The sequence below is a fragment of the Pseudomonas sp. UBA6315 genome (assembly GCF_002438125.1).
Taxonomy (GTDB): domain Bacteria; phylum Pseudomonadota; class Gammaproteobacteria; order Pseudomonadales; family Pseudomonadaceae; genus Aquipseudomonas; species Aquipseudomonas faucium.
The window spans coordinates 14,751-32,907 of record NZ_DJTF01000139.1; the positions used below are offsets into that span (position 1 = coordinate 14,751).

Sequence of the window (18,157 nt, forward strand, 5' to 3'; positions counted from 1 at the left end):
GACCCATGCCGCAATTCTTCATCGACCGCCCGGTGTTCGCCTGGGTGGTCGCGTTGTTCATCCTGCTGGCCGGTGCCCTGGCCATCCCGCAATTGCCGGTGGCCCAGTACCCCAACGTGGCGCCGCCGCAGGTGGAAATCTACGCCGTGTACCCAGGCGCCTCGGCGGCGACCATGGACGAGAGCGTGGTCAGCCTGATCGAGCAGGAGCTCAATGGCGCCGACAACCTGCTGTACTTCGAGTCGCAGAGCAGCCTGGGCAGCGCCACCATCACCGCCACCTTCGAGCCGGGCACCCACCCGGACCTGGCCCAGGTGGACGTGCAGAACCGCCTCAAGGTGGTCGAGTCGCGCCTGCCGCGCCCGGTCACCCAGCAGGGCCTGCAAGTGGAAAAGGTCTCCACCGGCTTTTTGCTGCTGGGCACCCTCACCTCGGTGGACGGCAGCCTGGATGAAACCGCGCTGTCGGACATCCTGGCACGCAACGTGATGAACGAGATTCGCCGCCTCAAGGGTGTCGGCAAGGCCCAGCTGTATGGCTCCGAACGCGCCATGCGGATCTGGATCGACCCGGCCAAGCTGATCGGCTTCAACCTCACCCCCAACGATGTGGCCGACGCCATCGCCGCGCAGAACGCCCAGGTGGCCCCGGGCAGCATCGGCGACCTGCCCGCCCGCGGCACCCAGGAAATCACCGCCAACGTGGTGGTCAAGGGCCAGCTGAGCACCCCCGAGGAGTTCGCCGCGATCGTGCTGCGGGCCAACCAGGACGGCTCCACGGTGACCATCGGCGATGTCGCCCGGGTGGAAATCGGCGCCCAGGAATACCAGTACGGCACCCGCCTGAACGGCAAGCCGGCCAGCGCCTTCAGCGTGCAGCTGGCGCCGGGCGCCAACGCCATGGAAACCGCCACCCTGGTGCGGGCGAAGATGCAGGAGCTGTCGCGCTACTTCCCCGAAGGGGTGAAGTACGACATCCCCTACGACACCTCGCCGTTCGTCAAGGTGTCGATCCAGCAGGTCATCAACACCCTGTTCGAGGCCATGCTGCTGGTGTTCGCGGTGATGTTCCTGTTCCTGCAGAACCTGCGCTACACGCTGATCCCGACCCTGGTGGTGCCGGTGGCGCTGATGGGCACCTTCGCGGTGATGCTGGCGCTGGGCTTCTCGGTCAACGTGCTGACCTTGTTCGGCATGGTGCTGGCCATCGGTATCCTGGTGGACGATGCCATCGTGGTGGTGGAGAACGTCGAACGGATCATGGCCGAGGAAGGCCTGCCGCCCAAGGAGGCGACCCGCAAGGCCATGGGCCAGATCAGCGGCGCCATCGTCGGCATCACCCTGGTGCTGGTGGCGGTGTTCCTGCCGATGGCCTTCATGAAGGGCTCGGTGGGCGTCATCTACCAGCAGTTCTCGCTGTCGATGGCGGTGTCGATCCTGTTCTCGGCGTTCCTCGCCCTGAGCCTGACCCCTGCCCTGTGCGCCACCTTGCTCAAGCCCCTGGCCAAGGGCGAGCACCATGAGCGCAAAGGCTTCTTCGGCTGGTTCAACCGCCGCTTCGAGTCGATGAGCAAGGGCTACGAGCGCTGGGTGGTCCAGGCGCTCAAGCGCAGCGGGCGCTACCTGCTGGTGTACGGCGTGCTGCTGGCGGTGCTGGGCTACGGCTTCAGCCAGTTGCCCACGGCCTTCCTGCCCACCGAGGACCAGGGCTACACCATCACCGACATCCAGCTGCCGCCGGGTGCCAGCCGCATGCGCACCGAGCAGGTGGCCGCGCAGATCGAGGCGCACAACGCCGCGGAAGCGGGCGTGGGCAACACCACGGTGATCCTCGGCTTCAGCTTCTCCGGCAGCGGGCAGAACGCGGCGCTGACCTTTACCACCTTGAAGGACTGGTCCGAACGCGGCGCCGACGACAGCGCCCAGTCGATTGCCGACCGGGCCAGCGCTGCGTTTGCGCAAATACGCGATGCCGTGGCGTTCTCGGTGCTGCCGCCGCCGATCGACGGCCTGGGCGAGTCCACCGGCTTCGAGTTCCGCCTGCAGGACCGTGGCGGCATGGGCCATGCCGAGCTGATGGCGGCGCGTGACGAGTTGCTGGACGGTGCGCGCAAGAGCAAGGTGCTGGTCAACGTGCGCGAAGCCTCGCTGGCCGAAAGCCCGCAGGTGCAGCTGGAAATCGACCGTCGCCAGGCCAACGCGCTGGGCATCTCGTTCGCCGACATCGGCGCGGTGCTGGACACCGCCGTGGGCTCCAACTACGTCAACGACTTCCCCAACCAGGGCCGCATGCAGCGGGTGGTGGTGCAGGCCGAAGGCGACCAGCGCAGCCAGGTCGAAGACCTGCTGAAGATCCACGTGCGCAACAGCAGCGGCAAGATGGTGCCGCTGGGCGCGTTCGTCCAGGCCAAGTGGGTCAGCGGCCCGGTGCAGCTGACCCGCTACAACGGCTACCCGGCGGTGTCGATTTCCGGCGAGCCGGCCGCCGGCTACAGCTCTGGCGAGGCCATGGCCGAGGTGGAACGCCTGGTCGCCCAGCTGCCGGCCGGCGCCGGCCTGGAATGGACCGGCCTGTCGCTGCAGGAGCGCCTCTCCGGCAGCCAGGCCCCGCTGTTGATGGCCTTGTCGTTGCTGGTGGTGTTCCTGTGCCTGGCGGCGCTGTACGAAAGCTGGTCGATCCCCACCGCCGTGCTGCTGGTAGTGCCGCTGGGCGTGCTCGGCGCGGTGCTGGCCGTGACCTTGCGCGGCATGCCCAACGATGTGTTCTTCAAGGTCGGGCTGATCACCCTGATCGGCCTGTCGGCGAAGAACGCCATCCTCATCATCGAGTTCGCCAAGGGCCTGGTGGACCAGGGCGTGGACGCCGTCGATGCGGCCGTGCAGGCCGCCCGCCTGCGCCTGCGGCCGATCGTGATGACCTCGCTGGCGTTCATCCTCGGCGTGGTGCCGCTGGCCATCGCCACCGGCGCAAGCTCGGCCAGCCAGCAGGCGATCGGCACCGGGGTGATCGGCGGCATGCTCAGCGCCACCCTGGCGATCGTGTTCGTGCCGGTGTTCTTCGTGGTGGTGATGCGTTTGGCCGGGCGTAAAGCGGCCTCTGCCGAGCAGGCAGAAACCCGCCAAGCCTGACTGGACAAGCCTTGCGTTGAATGAGAGGGTTCCGGGCATTGACGCCCGGGACCCTTTTTCATGACTGACGCACTCCCCCCCTGCTCCATCCTCATTCTCGCCGGTGGCCGTGGCCAGCGCATGGGCGGCCGTGACAAAGGGCTGCTGGCATGGCGCGGCGAGCCGCTGGTGGCGCATGTGCAGCGGGTGGTGCGGCCGCTCAGTGACGATGTGGTGATCTCCTGCAACCGCAACCAGGCGCTCTATCGGCCCTTTGCCGACCAGTTGGTGGGCGATGCCGAAGCGGACTTTCCTGGGCCTTTGGCGGGGGTGATCGCAGGCTTGGCGGCGGCGCGGCATCCGTGGGTGGTGGTGCTGGCCTGCGATGCGCCGTTGATTGACCGGGCGTTGATCGAGGGCTTGCTGCACTTGGCGGTGGCCAATGATTGTGCGGCCATGGTGCGCCAGGGTGGGTATTGGCAGCCGATGTTCAGCGTGTTGCCGCGCAGGCTGTTGCCGGCGCTGGAGCAGGCCTGGGCGGCGGGTGAGCGAAGCTTGCAGAAGGCGCTGCTGCTGGAGGCGGTACAGGGGCTGGAATGTGCCGAGGGGGATGCTCGGCTGAGCAACTTCAACAGCCCGGATTTGCTGCAGGGCTGAGTGGTGGGTGGCTGTACTGGCCCTATCGCCGGCAAGCCGGCTCCCACAGGAGGGCGCCTACACAGAGGGCGATGTGAGCCCTTTTGTGGGAGCCGGCTTGCCGGCGATAGGGCCAGCAGATACAGCCCATCAACCCACTGATAATTCCTCGACACTGATCTCGCGCATCCTGAACTTCTGCACCTTGCCGGTCACCGTCATCGGGAACTCGTCGACAAAGCGGAAGTACCTGGGCACCTTGAAATGCGCAATCCGCGCCCTCGCCCATTCGCGCAGCTCGTCCTCGCTGGCCACCTGCCCAGGATGCAAACGCACCCACGCCACGATCTCCTCGCCATACTTGCTGCACGGCACGCCGATCACCTGCACGTCGGCCACCGCCGGGTGGGTGAAGAAAAACTCCTCCAGCTCACGCGGATAGATGTTCTCGCCACCGCGGATGATCATGTCCTTGCTGCGCCCGACAATGCGCACATAGCCCTGCTCGTCCATCACCGCCAGGTCGCCGGTGTGCATCCAGCCTTCGCCATCGATGCTCTCGGCCGTGGCGTTGGGGTTGTTCCAGTAGCCCAGCATCACGCTGTAGCCGCGGGTGCACAGCTCGCCGATCTCGCCGCGCGGCACGCAGTGGCCGTCGCCATCGACCACCTTGCTTTCCAGCCGTGGCTGGGTGCGGCCCACGCTGGTGACGCGGCGCTCGAGGTCGTCATTGGCGCCGGTCTGCAGCGACACCGGGCTGGTTTCGGTCATGCCGTAGGCGATCTGCACCTCGGCCATGTGCATCTCGTCGATCACCCGGCGCATCACCTCGATCGGGCAGGTGGCGCCGGCCATGATCCCGGTGCGCAGGCTCGACAGGTCGAATTCGCCGCGTTGCGGGTGGTCGAGCTCGGCGATGAACATGGTCGGCACGCCGTACAGCGCCGTGGCCTTTTCTTCGGCCACGGCGCGCAAGGTGGCCAACGGGTCGAAGGCATCGTTGGGGTAGATCAGGGTGCTGCCGTGGGTCATGCAGCCGAGGTTGGCCATGACCATGCCGAAGCAGTGGTACAGCGGCACCGGTACCACCAGGCGGTCGTGCTCTGTCAGGCCCAGGCTCTCGCCGACCATGTAGCCGTTGTTGAGGATGTTGCTGTGGCTGAGCGTGGCGCCCTTGGGAAAGCCGGTGGTGCCGGAGGTGTACTGGATGTTGATCGGGTCGTCGCAGCGCAATTGCGCCTGGCGCTCGGCCAGGGCCTGGTGGCTGACCGACGCCGCGCGCGCCTGCAGTTCGTGCCAGGCAAGAAAACCAGGCGGCGCCACCACGGCCAGGCTGACCACCCCGCGCAGCTCGGGAAAGCGCGCACAGATCAGCGCGCCGGGCTGCCCTTGCGCAAGGCCTGGGATCAGGCTCAGGAGCATGGCGTGGTAGTCGGAGCTCTTGAAGGCATCGGCGCAGATCACCCAGCGACAGCCCGACTGGCCGAGGGCGTAGTCCAGTTCGCTGCTGCGGTAGGCCGGGTTGATGTTGACCAGGATCGCGCCGACCTTGGCGCTGGCGAACTGGGTGATGCACCACTCGGCGCAGTTGGGCGCCCAGATGCCCAAGCGGTCGCCCGGCTGCACGCCCAGGGCGATCAGGGCGCGGGCATGCTGGTCGACGGCTTCGGCCAGTTGCTGCCAGGTGTAGCGCAGCGCCTGATGGCGCACCACCAGGGCTTCGCGGTCGGGGAAGCGGGCGACGGTGGCGTCGAAGGCGTCGCCGATGCAATGGCTGAGCAGGGCTTTGTCCTGGTTGCCCTGGGTGTAGCTGGGCTGGGTCATGGGCGATCGCCTTGTTGTTCTTGTAGTGGATTAACCGGCCCTATCGCCGGCAAGTCGGCTCCCACACCGGGCGCTGTGAGCCCTGCTGTGGGAGCCGGCTTGCCGGCGATAGAGGCAACACCGAACTAGCGGACGAACACCTGCGGCGTGGTGGTGGACATGTCGCCACCGGGCAGCTTGATGTTCTTCACCTTCTCCAGCGTCTCGGGGTCGAACACCGCCAGGTCATTGAAGGTACCGCCCAGGTACAACTTGTCGCCCTTCTTGTCGAAGGTCACGCAGTAGTAGGTGTGCTCCAGGTTAGCCGCCTTGATCAGCTTGCGCTGCTTGATGTCGTACTTGGCCAGGCGGTTGAGCACGCCGTAGATCTGGTTGGGGTCCTTGGGCGAGCGCAGGCCGGTGAAGTACAGCTCGGTCAGGTCGGCGAACTCCTGGGTGTGGGTCTTGCCGGTCTTGAGGTCGACGCTCAGGTAGCCGTACAGCAGCTCGGCGGTGTTCGGGTCCTGTTTCTCGTCCTTGAACTTGGCGATGGTGTAGAGCATCGAGAACTCGTGGCGCGGGCTCTGGTGCGGCCAGAAGTACAGCACGTCCGGGGCGCTGTAGCCTTGGCGGTGCCAGTTGCGCAGCGGCAGGGCCACCTCGTACTTGCCGGTTTTCACGTCCATCTTGTACATGTCGGGCCCGCCGAAGAACAGGCTGCCATCGTCGGCGGCGCGCATCAGGTACACCTGGCGCGGCATCGGGAAGGTACGCACGGGCTTGGCATCGACGCCGTCGGCGCTGTTGAACACCTCCAGGCGCGGCGGCTTGACCACGTAGTGGTCGTTGAGCTGCTGGGTCGGGTTGACCGTGGCGTAGATCTCCTTGCCATCGGGGCTGATGGCGAACGAGTACATCGACTTGCCGACTTCACCGGGCACGCTCGACAGGTTGGCGTGGAAGGTGGTCTTGCAGGTGTCCAGGTCCACGCCGTAGATGTCGGCGTAGTGGTTGTTGAGCACGTAGGCGGTGTGGTTGTCCGGCGCCATCATTGCGGTGCCGGGGCCGAACTTGCCGGGCAGCGGGCAGCTCTTGTAGAGCGTGTCGCTGGCCACATCGACCAGGTGCAGGTTGTTCGGGTAGTTGGTGGTCACCAGGTATTCCTGGCCGGCCTTCAGGGCCTTGCCTGCGTCGTCGGCCTGCACCGCCCAGGCGCAGGCCGTGGCGGCGATGGTGAGCGCGAGTTGCGCGCAGCGTCCAGCATTCATGCGGTTTCCCCTTGTTTTTCTTGTCGGGCCGGTCACTTGTCTTTCGGGAACACGGTGCCGAGGTTGCGCCAGTCTTCCTGGGAGTTGGTGGCCTGGGCGTTCCAGTCCTGGTAGGTGCTCATCATGTCCGGCACCTGGGCCGGCCACCAGCAAGGGTCGGAGCAGCCGTACAGGTCGGCCTCCATCGGCTGGCACAGCGAGCTGACGCCGCCAAAGGCGTCCACTTCCCAACCCGGGTCGGTGGTGGCGGTGCAGCCGGCCACGGCGCTCATGGCCATGACTTCTTCGACGCGGTCTTCGGCGGCGGCCTGCTCCAGGATGCGCGCCTTGTTGTTCAGGGGCTTCAAGTGCTTCATGTCAGTGGGCCTTTCGCGGGGTGATGTAGCGATCGATGAAGGCCGGGTTGGCGGCCATGATGCGGCTGTAGACCTCGATGCCGAAGTCGACCCAGTCGCGCATCAGCTCGCAATAGTGGTAGGTCGGGTGCTGCGGGTCGCCGTAGCGCGCGTAGCTCTCGTGGTAGCAGCCACCGGAGCACAGGTTGCGGATGCGGCAGCTGTCGCAGCCGGTGTTGCTGCGGTCCAGGCGCTGGGACAGAAAGTCGTTGAGCTGCGCCTGCTTGACGCCCTGGTGCACGTTGCCAAAGGTCGGCAGGCTGGAGCCGGTGAAGCGGTGGCACAGGTTCAGCTCGCCTTCGTGGTCCACCGCCAGCATCTTCAGCCCGGCGCCGCACGGCAGGGCCTTCTTGTGGCCCTCGTGGATGTCGGTGATCAGCTGGTGCAGGTTGGAAAACCCGATGTTGCGGTGCTCCAGTGCCGCTTCCAGGTAACGCCGGCCCAGGGCCTTCATGTTGGCGAACACCTCGATGAGCTCGTCACCGGTGAGGTTGAAGTCGGACATATCGCCGGAGGTCACCGGGGCGAAGCCGACTTCGGCAAAGCCCATCTCGTTGAACAGGTGGTTCCAGATGGTCTCGACATCGGTGATGCCGCGGGTCAGGGTCACCCGCGCGCCCACCGGGCGGCTGGTGTAGCGCGACAGCAGCATGTCGGCCTTGCGCCGCACCACGTCATAGGTGCCCTGCCCGCCCACGGTGATGCGGTTGCGATCGTGCACGGTCTTGGGCCCGTCGATGCTCACCGACAGGCCGAAGCGGTGGGCGTTGAGCCAGTCGACGATCTCTTCGGTGAGCAGCGTGGCATTGGTGGTCATGATGAATTCCACCTGCTTGCCCGCCTCGGCGAAACGCCGCTCGCAGTAGGCCACCATGTGCTCGATCAGCGGCCGGTTGGACAGCGGCTCGCCGCCGAAGAACACCACGCTGTAGCGCTGCTCGTCGGGCGATTCCTTGAGCAGCATCTCCACCGAGGCTTCGGCGGTGGCGGTGCTCATCTTCTTGCCGGCCGAGGGTTTGTCCAGGTCTTCCTTGTAGCAGTAGGTGCAGCTCAGGTTGCAGCCGGTGTTGACGTTGAGCACCACGGTGTTGAGCGCGGTGCGCTCGACCTGCCTGAGGGCGATTTCCGGCGTCAGTGGCGAGCCGTCGCTGACCAGCTCCAGGGCGATCAGCTCGCGCAGGGTTTCCTGGATGTCCTGGCCGGCGAACTGCTGGCCGAGGCGCTGGGTCAGCTCCTCGGCGCTGCAGCCTTGCTGGCGCAGGGTGTCGATGATGCTGCCGGTCACCGCGTCAGTGGCGAACAGCGAGCTGCTGGGGATATGGAACAGCATGCGGTCGGCGTCGACCTGCACTTCGTGCAGGTTGCGCTCGACCAGGTTCAGTAGTGCGCCCATGGCGACCTCCGCGTAATCGATCCGTTGAACAAGCTTGGCAACCGGCCCTTATGGCAAGGGCGGGCTGTTCCAGCGCTGAACGGTGACGATCAAGTGCCCCTCGCCCGTCTGGCCGCCGTCAGCCAGGGTCGCGACCACCTTCAGGTTGCCGGCGTTGTTGGTCATCATCTTGCGCGCCGGGTTCGGGCCGGCGCCGCCTGGCACGAACACGCCGTCGGCCTGCATCTGGCCGGCGAACTTGACGTCTTCGTCCTCGACCGCACGCTCGTTGAACGGCTCGACCTTCCAGGTGGCCGGCAGGTAGCCGATGCGCAGCGGCTGGCCGCTGGCATCCTTGCCCCAGGCCTCGGCCTCGAAGCGGCCCTGCACCTTGGGCACCGAAGCGCCGTTTTCGCCGATGCGGGCAATGGAGAACGCCGGCACCACCTTCACTTCCTCGACCTTGTCGTACACCGCCAGGTTGACGCCCTTGAGCGCGCCCACGGCGATTTCGCGCAGGCCTGGCTTGGCATCGGCCGCGGCGCGCGCCTTGACCCGCACCAGGGTCGGGGTCTGCTCCAGCACCTCGGTCACTTCCACGCCCGCACCCAGGTCCGGCTTGCCGTCAAGGCCGGTGCCGACCAGGCTGATCTCGCTTTCGCCCCCGGCCTTGATGAACGCCGGTTGCACCGCCAGCAGGCGCGCCTTGCCTTCCTTCACGGCGCTGAAGTCCAGGCCGCGCTCATCGTGGTCGGCCTCGAACATGCGGCCTTTCATCTCGCCATCGAGCGCTGCGAACACCTGGCGCAGGTTGGCCTCGCCAACCTTGACGTTGCCGCGCCATTCGTAGCCGTTGTAGAGGATCGCCGAGCCGTTGCCGTTGAACGGCGTGCCGTCGGCGTAGCTGCCCTTGACCTCGACCTTGAAGGTATCGCCCTGGTCGGGGCTGACGGTCATCACGCCGCGCACGTCGCCCTTGGCCAGCATGTGGCCGCTGAAGGCCCATTGGCCCGGCAGGCTATCGGCCTTGGGCTTGGCTTGCTGCCATTGCTCCCAGGCCGGGCTTTGCAGCGGGAAGCGCTTGGCCAGTTCCGGCACTACCTGTTTCAGGGCAATTTCCAGCCAGTCGCGATCGCGCGCCTGGGCCTGGTACTCCAGCGACGGCCACTGGCCGAGGTGGAAGTTGACCAGGTGCTCCCATTCCTGCGCCGGGCGGCGCTGCAGGGCAACGCGGGCACCGGAGTGGCAACGCCCGCAGGTTTCGCTGAGCATGCTGTCGAAGTGCTCGACGGTGTTGAGGCGGCGCTCCATGGCGTAGCGCACGCCATCGGTTTCGCTCGGCGCCAGGCCCTGCTTGTCGGCCAGGTACTTGACCAAGGTGCGGCGGTCGTCGTCGCTGATCTGCAGGCCGTGCATGACCTGCATGCGGGCGATGCTCATCAGCCAGCCTTCGGGCGTCTTGCGCTGGTGGCTGATGCGGCTGTAGGTGTCGTTGCCTTCGGGGATGTGGCACCCCATGCACTTGTTCTGCAACAGGCTCGGGCCCTGTTCGGCCGCCATGGCCTGGGTGCCCAGCAGTGCGGCGGCGACAAGCGCCAGTTTGCCCGCATGCCGCCGGAGTCGAGTCGTCTTCAAGGTCAGACCTCCACGGTTGTTGTTCTTATGGTTTTCGCACGCTTGGGTACAGCAGGTGTGCATGTGACAGTTGTGATACAGAAACTGTGCCAGATGCTGGGAAGTCGTTGTATTTCAGGCTCTTGAGGGGTTTTTGGGGTTACCGGGTGGCCGCCATGGGCGAGTAGGACCGTGCCAATTCGCGACAGGGTGTATCAGGTTGAGACAGGGCCCGCTGCGCAGGCCATCGCCGGCAAGCCGGCTCCTACCTACCTGTGGGAGCCGGCTTGCCGGCGATAGGGCCTCACAGGCACTGTTTCATCCACCGTCTCACACCGTCTCAAAGTGCAACAGCGCAACCACGCAATCGCACCCTTGCACCTGGGCAAAGCCAAGGCAGCACAGGCCTTTGCGCCCGATGCGCGATTTTGGCACGGCCATTGCGCCAGCCCCGGGCACATCCAATGACAAGAGGCACCGCCCCATGCTTTCCGAACTGCCCATCCTGCCCGCCACCCGCGCCTTCCTCGATCGCAAGCTGAAGATGCGCATCGGCGCCGAGTGGCAGGACGCCACCAGCGGCCGCACCCTGTCGTTCCGCAACCCGGCCACCGGCGAGATCCTCGGCGAAGTGCCGGCGGCCGAGGCCGAGGACGTCGACCGCGCCGTGCGCGCCGCGCGCCAGGCCTTCGACGACTCGCCGTGGAGCCGCATGCGCCCGCGCGAGCGGCAGAACCTGCTGTGGCGCCTGGCCGACCTGATGGAGCGCGACGCGCAGCAGCTGGCTGAGCTGGAATGCCTGAACAACGGCAAGAGCGCCGCCGTGGCCAAGGTCATGGACGTGCAGCTGGCGATCGATTTCTTGCGCTACATGGCCGGTTGGGCCACCAAGATCGAGGGTAGCACCGTCGAGGCGTCGATGCCGTTGATGCCCAACGACCAGTTCCATGGCTTCGTGCGCCGCGAAGCGGTGGGCGTGGTGGGCGCCATCGTCGCCTGGAACTTCCCGCTGCTGCTGGCCTGCTGGAAGCTCGGCCCGGCCCTGGCCACCGGCTGCACCATGGTCCTCAAGCCGGCCGACGAAACCCCACTGACCGCGCTCAAGCTCGCCGAGCTGGTGGACGAAGCCGGCTACCCGGCCGGGGTGCTCAACGTGATCACCGGCACCGGCCTGAACGCTGGTGCAGCGCTGAGCCGCCACCCCGGCGTGGACAAGCTGACCTTCACCGGCTCCACCGAGGTGGGCAAGCTGATCGGCAAGGCGGCGATGGACAACATGACCCGCGTTACCCTCGAGCTGGGCGGCAAGTCACCGACCATCGTCATGCCCGACGCCGACCTGCAGCAGGCCGCCGCCGGCGCCGCCACGGCGATCTTCTTCAACCAGGGCCAGGTGTGCTGCACCGGCTCGCGCCTGTATGTGCACCGCAAGCATTTCGACAACGTGGTGGCCGACATCGCCGGCATCGCCAATGGCATGAAACTGGGCAGCGGCCTGGACCCGGCAGTGCAGATGGGGCCGCTGATCTCGGCCAAGCAGCAGGACCGGGTCACCGGCTACATCGAGCTGGGCCGCGAGCTGGGCGCGACCATTGCCTGTGGTGGCGAAGGGTTCGGCCCAGGTTACTTCGTCAAGCCGACGGTGATCGTCGACGTCGACCAGCGCCACCGCCTGGTGCAGGAAGAAATCTTCGGCCCGGTGCTGGTGGCGATGCCGTTCGATGACCTCGACGAGGTGATCGGCATGGCCAACGACAACCCTTATGGGCTGGGGGCGAGCATCTGGTCCAACGACCTGGCGGCGGTGCACCGGATGATTCCGCGGATCAAGTCGGGGTCGGTGTGGGTCAACTGCCACAGCGCGCTGGACCCGGCATTGCCGTTTGGCGGCTACAAGATGTCTGGGGTGGGGCGTGAGATGGGCGCGGCGGCGATCGAGCATTACACCGAGCTTAAGTCGGTGTTGATCAAGCTTTGATCGCAGATCTGTAGCGGCCCTATCGCCGGCAAGCCGGCTCCCACAGTGAGCCCTGCGCTATCCCTGTGGGAGCCGGCTTGCCGGCGATAGGGCCAGAACAGCCCAACAGAACATCAACTGCAACCCTGCTCCACCAGCCACCGCCGCACCATCCCCTGCTGCGCCAAGGCCAGGCCCTTGAGCACGTGCTCAACCCCCAGCCCACCCCGCAGCCCACGCACCACCGGCGCCAGCTCCACCCCCTGCAGATGCCAGATCCCCAACGGCTGATCCGCCGTCACCACCACTTCGGCCTCATCCACAAACCCATCACGCAACACAGGCCGCGTCTCTACCCGCACCGCCGCCCAATCCGCCGCCAGGTGCAGCGGCTGCGCATCCGGCCAGCCCCGGCGCCTGGCCCAGAACGAAAGCCCGGCACGCGCCTGTTCCTGCCCATAAAAATCCCGCCCGATGCGAGCAAAGCGCAAAAACAGCTGCTCCACCCGCTGCTGGTGAAAGCGCTTGGCCAACGCCGCCCGCTCAGGCCTGCGCAACAAGGTGTTGACCACCACAGGCGCCTGCAAGGCCGACGACAGCGACTGGAAAATCCCATTCCCCGACAAGGGGTCAACCGCCATGGCGGCATCCCCCACGCGGATCCAGTCGTCCCCCACGCATTCACCCGCAAGGATCGCCGTGCTGCTGCGCGCATGCACCTGGGCAGGCGCGAAGGCCTGCGCACCGAACAGTTCGGCCACCAGCGCCGAACCCCGGCGGCGCTCGGCGCAGTACTCGGGCAATGCGGCCTTGCCCGGCAAACCGCCGGCATCCAGGGTGATCTGCCAGTAGCAACGGCCATCGGCGCGCCGGGCCATCCACGCCCAGCCTTGGTCCAGGCTCTCCACCGCCGACGCCGGCGCCCCGGGCTCACCCTGCCAGAGGTTCAGCAGGCTGATGGTTTCCGGCCCGCGCAGACGGTCTGCCGAGAGCGGCGCCTGGCGGCCTCGTGCTTCGACCAGAAACTCAGCGTGCAGCACCTGCCCGTCGTCCAGGCCGACGCAATGCACGCCCTTGTGCGTGACCTCGCGCACGCGCCCTTCGACCACCTTCACCCCTGCCCGCTCGAGGTCCAGGCGCAGGGCTCGGTCGAAGCACTGGCGGTCGAGCAGAAACTCCTGGTTCAGCTGCAGGTGCTGGCCATTCCAGCGCACCTCGCGGGTCGCCGGCATCGCCGCCTCTGCCAGGGCGCCGCCCAGGCCGGCGTTGCGCAGGCCCTCCAGCACCCGCTGGGAAACCCCTTCGAGCGCGGCGAAGCGCCGCCAGTCGCTGACCACGGTGACCGGGTAGCCCAGGCGCCGCAGGCCAAGCGCGGTAGCGGCGCCCGCCGGGCCTGCACCCAGCACCACAATGCGCGGCTCAGGCATCGCCTGCCCTGCGCCGCTCGGGGCCGGTGAAACTGGCGTGGGCCTGCAGCCAGGCGAGCAGCTGCTGGCGGTCCAGCCCGGGCTGTTGCTGCAGCAGGGCAGCCATCCGCCCCGCCACCGCCGCGCAGCCCAGGCTGGCACCGGCCATGCGCCGTTCACCGACGTGCCCACCGAAATCGGCCTGGGCGCTGCCCAGCCACGACCACTGGCCCGGCGCGCAGCGGGCGTCACCGGTGATGCGTATCACCCCCGGGTAGCTGGCCGGGTAGACCGCCGCGCCCTGGGCAGGGCTCGATGCGCACAGCAGCACGCCTGCGGCCTGCACTTCGGCGCAGGCCTGGCGCAGCGCCGGGCGGTCCTGCTGCAGCCCGAGGCTCAGGTTGATCAAGGTCGCCCCCTGCTCGGCCAGCCACAGCATGCCAGCGGCTACCTGCAAGGCACTGGTGCTGCCCTGTTCGCCGAACACCTGGGCCAGCAGCACCGGCACCCTGCTCGCCTCCCCCTGCAGGCGCGCCAGCACAGCGCTGCCATGGCCCAGGCGGTCGGGTTGCAATTCGCCTTCACGCAGCACGCCCTCTTCCAGCCAGAAGCGGCGTGCGGCGCCCAGCCTCTCGGCCTGGGCCGGCGTGCAGCCGCTGTCGACCATCCCGAGGCGTATTTCAGTGGCCATGTTTCAGGGCCTCCTGGGGCAATACCCGCAGTTGCCCGCCCTGCAGATGCAAGTGCAGGTCAGCATCGGCCAAGGTCGCGGCGCGGTGGCTGATGAGGATGCGCGTGCGCCCGGCGAACAGTTCGTCGATGGCGGCGATCACTTCGCGCTCGGTGGCTTCGTCCACCGCCGAGGTGGCTTCGTCCAGCACCAGGATCGACGGAGCCTGGAGCACCGCGCGGGCGATGGCGATGCGTTGCTTCTGGCCACCGGAAAGCTGCTGGCCGCGCTCGCCGAGCAGGCCATCGAGGCCCAGCGGCAGGCTGGCCACCAGGCCTTCCAGGTGCGCCAGGCGCACCACCTGTTCCAGCGCTTCGCGGCTGGCCTGGGGCGCGCCGTAGGCGAGGTTCTGCGCCAGGGTGCCGCGAAACAGCACGATGTCCTGGCTGACCACCGCGATGCGCTGGCGCACGGCGGCCAGGTCGAGCTCGCGCAGGTCCACGCCGTCGAGCAGAATGCGCCCGTCATCGGGGTCGTAGAAGCGCTGCAGCAGGTCGATCAGGGTCGACTTGCCCACGCCCGAGGCGCCGCTGATGGCGACCTTCAGGCCCCCGGGCAGGCAGGCGTCGACGTTGTCCAGCACCGCGCCCTGGCGCCCGTCATGGGCAAAGCGCAGCGCCTCCAGGCGCAGCTCGCCCGGCCCTTGCGGCATCGGCCGCGGCACCGCCGCCTCGTGCACGGCCACGGCTTCCTGTTTCAGCTCCATCACCCGGCCCAGGCTCACCGCCATGCGCTGCACCGCCACATACAGCCCCAACAGGCTCTGTACCGGGCCCACGGCCATGCCCATGTAGGTGGAGAACGCAATCAGCGCGCCCAGCTGCCAGGTACCCTGGATCACCCACCAGCCGCCCACCAGAAACGCGCAGGCGCGGCACCACGAGGTCAGCGTGCCGGGGATCGCCTGGGTGAAGAATTCGGTGACCTGCACCTTGAGCAGCTGGCGCATGTAGCCCTGGCCCAGCTGGTCCAGGCGCCCGGCTTCCCGGCCCTGCTGGCCGGCGGCCTGGATGAACTTCATCGCCGGCAGCGTCTCGACCAGGAACGAGGACACATCCGCCGAACGCTCACGCAGGCTGCGCACTTCGCGCTCGACCTTGCGCCGCATCCAGCGCAGCCACAGCACCTCGAGCGGAATCAGCAGCGCCAGCAGCAGCGACAGCTGCCAGGACAGCATCAGCATCAGCGCCACCGCGCCCACCAGGCCGATCACTGCCGACACCGCCGAAAACAGCGAATCCACGGCGAACCGCTGGATCTCGGCAACGTCGCCATCGAGCCGCGACAGGATATCGCCGGTGCGCCGGCGCCCGTAGAAGTTCGGCGACAGCCGCTGCAGGTGGCGGTACAGGTCGTCACGCAGGGCGAACAGAATGCGCCCGGACAACCGCGTGTGCAGGTAGCGGTTGACCCCGGCCAGCACGGTGCCGAGCAGCCCGGCGCCGATCATGATCGCCGCCATGTGCCAGAGGGTCTGGTAATCCTTGGCCAGCAGGCCTTCGTCGATCAGCGTCTTGACCAGCCAGGGTTGCGCCAGGGCCAGCAGCGAGGCGCCCAGCGACAGGCCCAGCAACACGCCGATGGCACGCCGCTGCGGGCGCACGAAACCATACAGCCAGGCCAGGGCCTGGCGCATGAGCACAGGGTCGCTGGACTCCATCAGCCTTGCGAACAAGCCGCCCATGTCAGCCCCGCAACTGCTTGAGTTTGCGGTACAAGGTCGCCCGGCTGATGCCCAGCGCCTCGGCGGCCGCCGAAACATTGCCCTGATGGCGCGCCAGGGCGTTGCGGATCAGCTCCAGTTCGCTGTCCTTCAAGCTCCCGGAGGGCGCACCGCCGCTGGCCAGTTCGTCGAGCAGGCAATCGGTGAGGTGGTCCAGGGTCAGCAACTGTTCGCCGTCCTCGCGCATGGCCAGCGCCGTGCGCACCACCATTTCCAGCTGGCGGATGTTGCCCGGCCAGTCGAAGCCTTCGAGCAAACCGGCCAGCGCCGGGTCGAGGCTCACGCCCTTGGCCCCGGCCTTGTCCAGCAGGCCTTCGATGATCGCTGCCAGGTCGTCGCGCTCGCGCAGTGCCGGCAGGCGCAGCGACACGCCGTTGACCCGGTAGTAGAGGTCTTCACGAAAATGCTGGTCCTGCACCAGGCGCTTCAGGTCGCGGTGGGTGGCGCAGATCAGCGCCACGTCGATGTCCTGCTCGTCGCCCGCACCCAATGGCGCCACCCGCCGCTCCTGCAGCACCCGTAGCAGGCGCGCCTGCAGGGCCAGCGGCATGTCGCCGATTTCATCGAGGAACAGCGTGCCGCCGTGGGCCTGCATCAGGCGCCCGACCATGCCGCCGCGGCGCGAGCCGGTGAAGGCACCTTCGCGGTAGCCGAACAGTTCGGACTCGATCAGCCCTTCGGGGATGGCCGCGCAGTTAACGGCCACGAAGGGCTTGTCGGCACGCGGGCTGGCCTGGTGCAAGGCGCGGGCGACCACTTCCTTGCCGGTACCGGTCTCGCCCAGCAGCAGCACCGGCAGGCCATTGCCCAGCCCCTGGCGGGCCATGCGCAGGTTGCGCGCCAGGCGCGGGTCGCCACCGGCCAGCGCTTCGAGCGCGGGCGCTGGCTTGCTCAGCGCCGGCTTGCTGGCGGGCGCGCTGCCATTGACCCGCGCATGGCGCGGCAGCTGCAAGGCGCGGAAGTAGAACTCGCCCTTGGCCGTCTGCACGCTGCTCACCCCGCCCTGCCACAGGCGCGCGATGAAGGCGGGCGAGCGCTCGCCCAGCAGGTCGCTGCTGCGCCGGCCCAGCAGCTCATGGCGAGGCACCTGCAGCAGCTGGCAGGCGTTGTCGTTGGCGGCCAGCACTTCACCGTCCAGGCTCAGCGCCAGCAGCCCTTGCCAGGCACTGTTGAGGTATTGCGTGCGGCTGTGGAAGGCCAGCACCAGATGCTCCGGGTGGCACAGGCCGAACAGCCGGCTTTCGATGTTGCCGGCTGCCAGCATCAGCGTGGTCAGGCTGTCCTGCGGTTGCGCCATCACCCCTTCGCGGGTGATGTCGAGCACACCGATCACCTCGCCGTGCGGGTCGCGCAGCGGCACGGAGGTGCAGGAGAACGGGCTGAGGCGGTCCAGGTAGTGTTCGCCGCAGTTGATCAGCGTCGGCCGGCCTTCGACCACCGCCGTGCCGATGGCATTGGTGCCGCGCAGCGACTCGCTCCAGCAGCTACCCGGGTGCAAGTCGCGCAGGCCCTCGCGGCTGAGCACGTGGGTCTGGCCTTCGATGGCCAGCACGTTGGCTTGGGCGTCGCCAAGGATGATGATCCCCGCCTTGCCTTGGCGTGCGACCAGGTAGTCCAGCTCGGGGGTAACGGCGTCGACCAGCAGGCGGTTGCGCTCCAGGAGCATGCGCAGGTCATGCCCCTGCTCCAGGCCCAGGCCCACCTGCTCGCCCTGCAGGCAGTCCAGGCCATGGCCCAGGCTGCGGCGCCAGGAGGCGTCGATTTCGTCGCGCAGCATGCCCAGCGGCAGCTCGCCCTCACTGGCCAGCTTCAGGCGAGCCTGGCGGGATTCGTGCAGCGGGTCTTGGGCGTTTGTTATTAGTTGTCGCGCCATTTTCTACTCCGGCTGTGCCCCGCAAGGTGGCGGGGGACGGGCTTGGGAATTTTGGGCAGTGTGCGGGAGAAATTCCTGACCGTCATCAGGCTGCGGTAGAAGGTGGCATAAGGTGACGTTTACGTAAAGGGAGAACGCGATGGTTGGCAAAGGGCCCCTGGCTTGTGGATTTGCCGGCGCCTGCTCCTTGCCGGCTGGCGCAATCTTCCACATTTATTGCAACGGCCCACGGCCTGGCAGGCCAACAGCGTTAGAATGGGCAGCCCCCAACCC

The 18,157-nt window shown here is 67.4% G+C and carries 12 protein-coding genes; 3 read left to right on the plus strand and 9 right to left on the minus strand.

Translation table 11 applies throughout. From position 1 onward, the window contains the following. Positions 1–5: 5 nt before the first annotated feature. Both B3E94_RS16495 and mobA read left to right on the plus strand, forming a co-directional pair. The gene (locus B3E94_RS16495) at positions 6–3,128 is read left to right on the plus strand and encodes an efflux RND transporter permease subunit (protein WP_286914348.1); all 3,123 of its coding nucleotides are present in this window, start codon (positions 6–8) and stop codon (positions 3,126–3,128) included. A gap of 60 nt (positions 3,129–3,188) precedes the next feature. Continuing rightward, positions 3,189–3,764, plus strand: coding sequence for a molybdenum cofactor guanylyltransferase MobA (gene mobA / locus B3E94_RS16500; protein WP_286914350.1), 576 nt, complete (start codon positions 3,189–3,191; stop codon positions 3,762–3,764). A gap of 129 nt (positions 3,765–3,893) precedes the next feature. Here mobA and B3E94_RS16505 read toward each other — a convergent pair whose 3' ends face one another. From B3E94_RS16505 to peaA, 5 genes are all read right to left on the minus strand, one after another. Beyond that, positions 3,894–5,567, minus strand: coding sequence for a fatty acid CoA ligase family protein (locus tag B3E94_RS16505; protein WP_286914351.1), 1,674 nt, complete (start codon positions 5,565–5,567; stop codon positions 3,894–3,896). Between the two features lie 125 nt (positions 5,568–5,692). Beyond that, the gene (peaD, locus tag B3E94_RS16510) at positions 5,693–6,814 is read right to left on the minus strand and encodes a quinohemoprotein amine dehydrogenase subunit beta (protein WP_286914352.1); all 1,122 of its coding nucleotides are present in this window, start codon (positions 6,812–6,814) and stop codon (positions 5,693–5,695) included. A gap of 32 nt (positions 6,815–6,846) precedes the next feature. Further along, positions 6,847–7,170, minus strand: a complete 324-nt coding sequence (qhpC, locus tag B3E94_RS16515) for a quinohemoprotein amine dehydrogenase subunit gamma (RefSeq protein WP_176517541.1) — start codon at positions 7,168–7,170, stop codon at positions 6,847–6,849. 1 nt (position 7,171) lies between these two features. Next, positions 7,172–8,602 (minus strand): quinohemoprotein amine dehydrogenase maturation protein, encoded by a 1,431-nt coding sequence (gene peaB, locus B3E94_RS16520; protein WP_236236259.1) that lies wholly within the window; start codon positions 8,600–8,602, stop codon positions 7,172–7,174. 48 nt (positions 8,603–8,650) lie between these two features. Next, the gene (gene peaA / locus B3E94_RS16525) at positions 8,651–10,216 is read right to left on the minus strand and encodes a quinohemoprotein amine dehydrogenase subunit alpha (RefSeq protein ID WP_286914353.1); all 1,566 of its coding nucleotides are present in this window, start codon (positions 10,214–10,216) and stop codon (positions 8,651–8,653) included. Positions 10,217–10,679: 463 nt separating this feature from the next. On the opposite strand from peaA, the gene B3E94_RS16530 reads away from it, so the two are divergent. Continuing rightward, positions 10,680–12,173 (plus strand): aldehyde dehydrogenase family protein, encoded by a 1,494-nt coding sequence (locus B3E94_RS16530; RefSeq protein ID WP_286914354.1) that lies wholly within the window; start codon positions 10,680–10,682, stop codon positions 12,171–12,173. Positions 12,174–12,286: 113 nt separating this feature from the next. Here the strand turns inward: B3E94_RS16530 and qhpG are convergent, their stop codons facing one another. Genes qhpG through B3E94_RS16550 form a run of 4 tightly spaced genes read right to left on the minus strand, consistent with a single transcriptional unit; the run spans position 12,287 to position 17,884 of the window. Continuing rightward, entirely contained in the window at positions 12,287–13,579 is a 1,293-nt protein-coding gene (qhpG, locus tag B3E94_RS16535) for a flavin-dependent monooxygenase QhpG (protein ID WP_286914356.1), read from the minus strand. Further along, on the minus strand, positions 13,572–14,249 hold the full coding sequence (gene qhpE / locus B3E94_RS16540; RefSeq protein WP_286914357.1) for a subtilisin-like serine protease QhpE: 678 nt from the start codon (positions 14,247–14,249) through the stop codon (positions 13,572–13,574). Before qhpE ends, qhpG begins: the two co-directional genes overlap by 8 nt. Then, on the minus strand, positions 14,239–15,972 hold the full coding sequence (locus tag B3E94_RS16545) for an ABC transporter ATP-binding protein (protein ID WP_286914358.1): 1,734 nt from the start codon (positions 15,970–15,972) through the stop codon (positions 14,239–14,241). The genes qhpE and B3E94_RS16545 overlap by 11 nt, the downstream gene beginning before the upstream one ends. A 1-nt stretch (position 15,973) precedes the next feature. Further along, a complete protein-coding gene (locus B3E94_RS16550) occupies positions 15,974–17,884 on the minus strand; it encodes a sigma-54-dependent Fis family transcriptional regulator (RefSeq protein ID WP_286914360.1) in 1,911 nt (636 codons plus the stop codon). Between the last annotated feature and the right edge of the window lie 273 nt (positions 17,885–18,157).

Bases quoted from the DNA above. Each gene is read 5' to 3' on its own strand.
- B3E94_RS16530 (WP_286914354.1), top strand. From the start codon at position 10,680: ATGCTTTCCGAACTGCCCATCCTGCCCGCCACCCGCGCCTTCCTCGAT.
- B3E94_RS16505 (WP_286914351.1), bottom strand. From the start codon at position 5,567: ATGACCCAGCCCAGCTACACCCAGGGCAACCAGGACAAAGCCCTGCTC.
- qhpG (WP_286914356.1), bottom strand. From the start codon at position 13,579: ATGCCTGAGCCGCGCATTGTGGTGCTGGGTGCAGGCCCGGCGGGCGCC.
- B3E94_RS16550 (WP_286914360.1), bottom strand. From the start codon at position 17,884: ATGGCGCGACAACTAATAACAAACGCCCAAGACCCGCTGCACGAATCC.
- qhpC (WP_176517541.1), bottom strand. From the start codon at position 7,170: ATGAAGCACTTGAAGCCCCTGAACAACAAGGCGCGCATCCTGGAGCAG.
- peaD (WP_286914352.1), bottom strand. From the start codon at position 6,814: ATGAATGCTGGACGCTGCGCGCAACTCGCGCTCACCATCGCCGCCACG.
- B3E94_RS16495 (WP_286914348.1), top strand. From the start codon at position 6: ATGCCGCAATTCTTCATCGACCGCCCGGTGTTCGCCTGGGTGGTCGCG.
- qhpE (WP_286914357.1), bottom strand. From the start codon at position 14,249: ATGGCCACTGAAATACGCCTCGGGATGGTCGACAGCGGCTGCACGCCG.
- B3E94_RS16545 (WP_286914358.1), bottom strand. From the start codon at position 15,972: ATGGGCGGCTTGTTCGCAAGGCTGATGGAGTCCAGCGACCCTGTGCTC.
- peaB (WP_236236259.1), bottom strand. From the start codon at position 8,602: ATGGGCGCACTACTGAACCTGGTCGAGCGCAACCTGCACGAAGTGCAG.
- mobA (WP_286914350.1), top strand. From the start codon at position 3,189: ATGACTGACGCACTCCCCCCCTGCTCCATCCTCATTCTCGCCGGTGGC.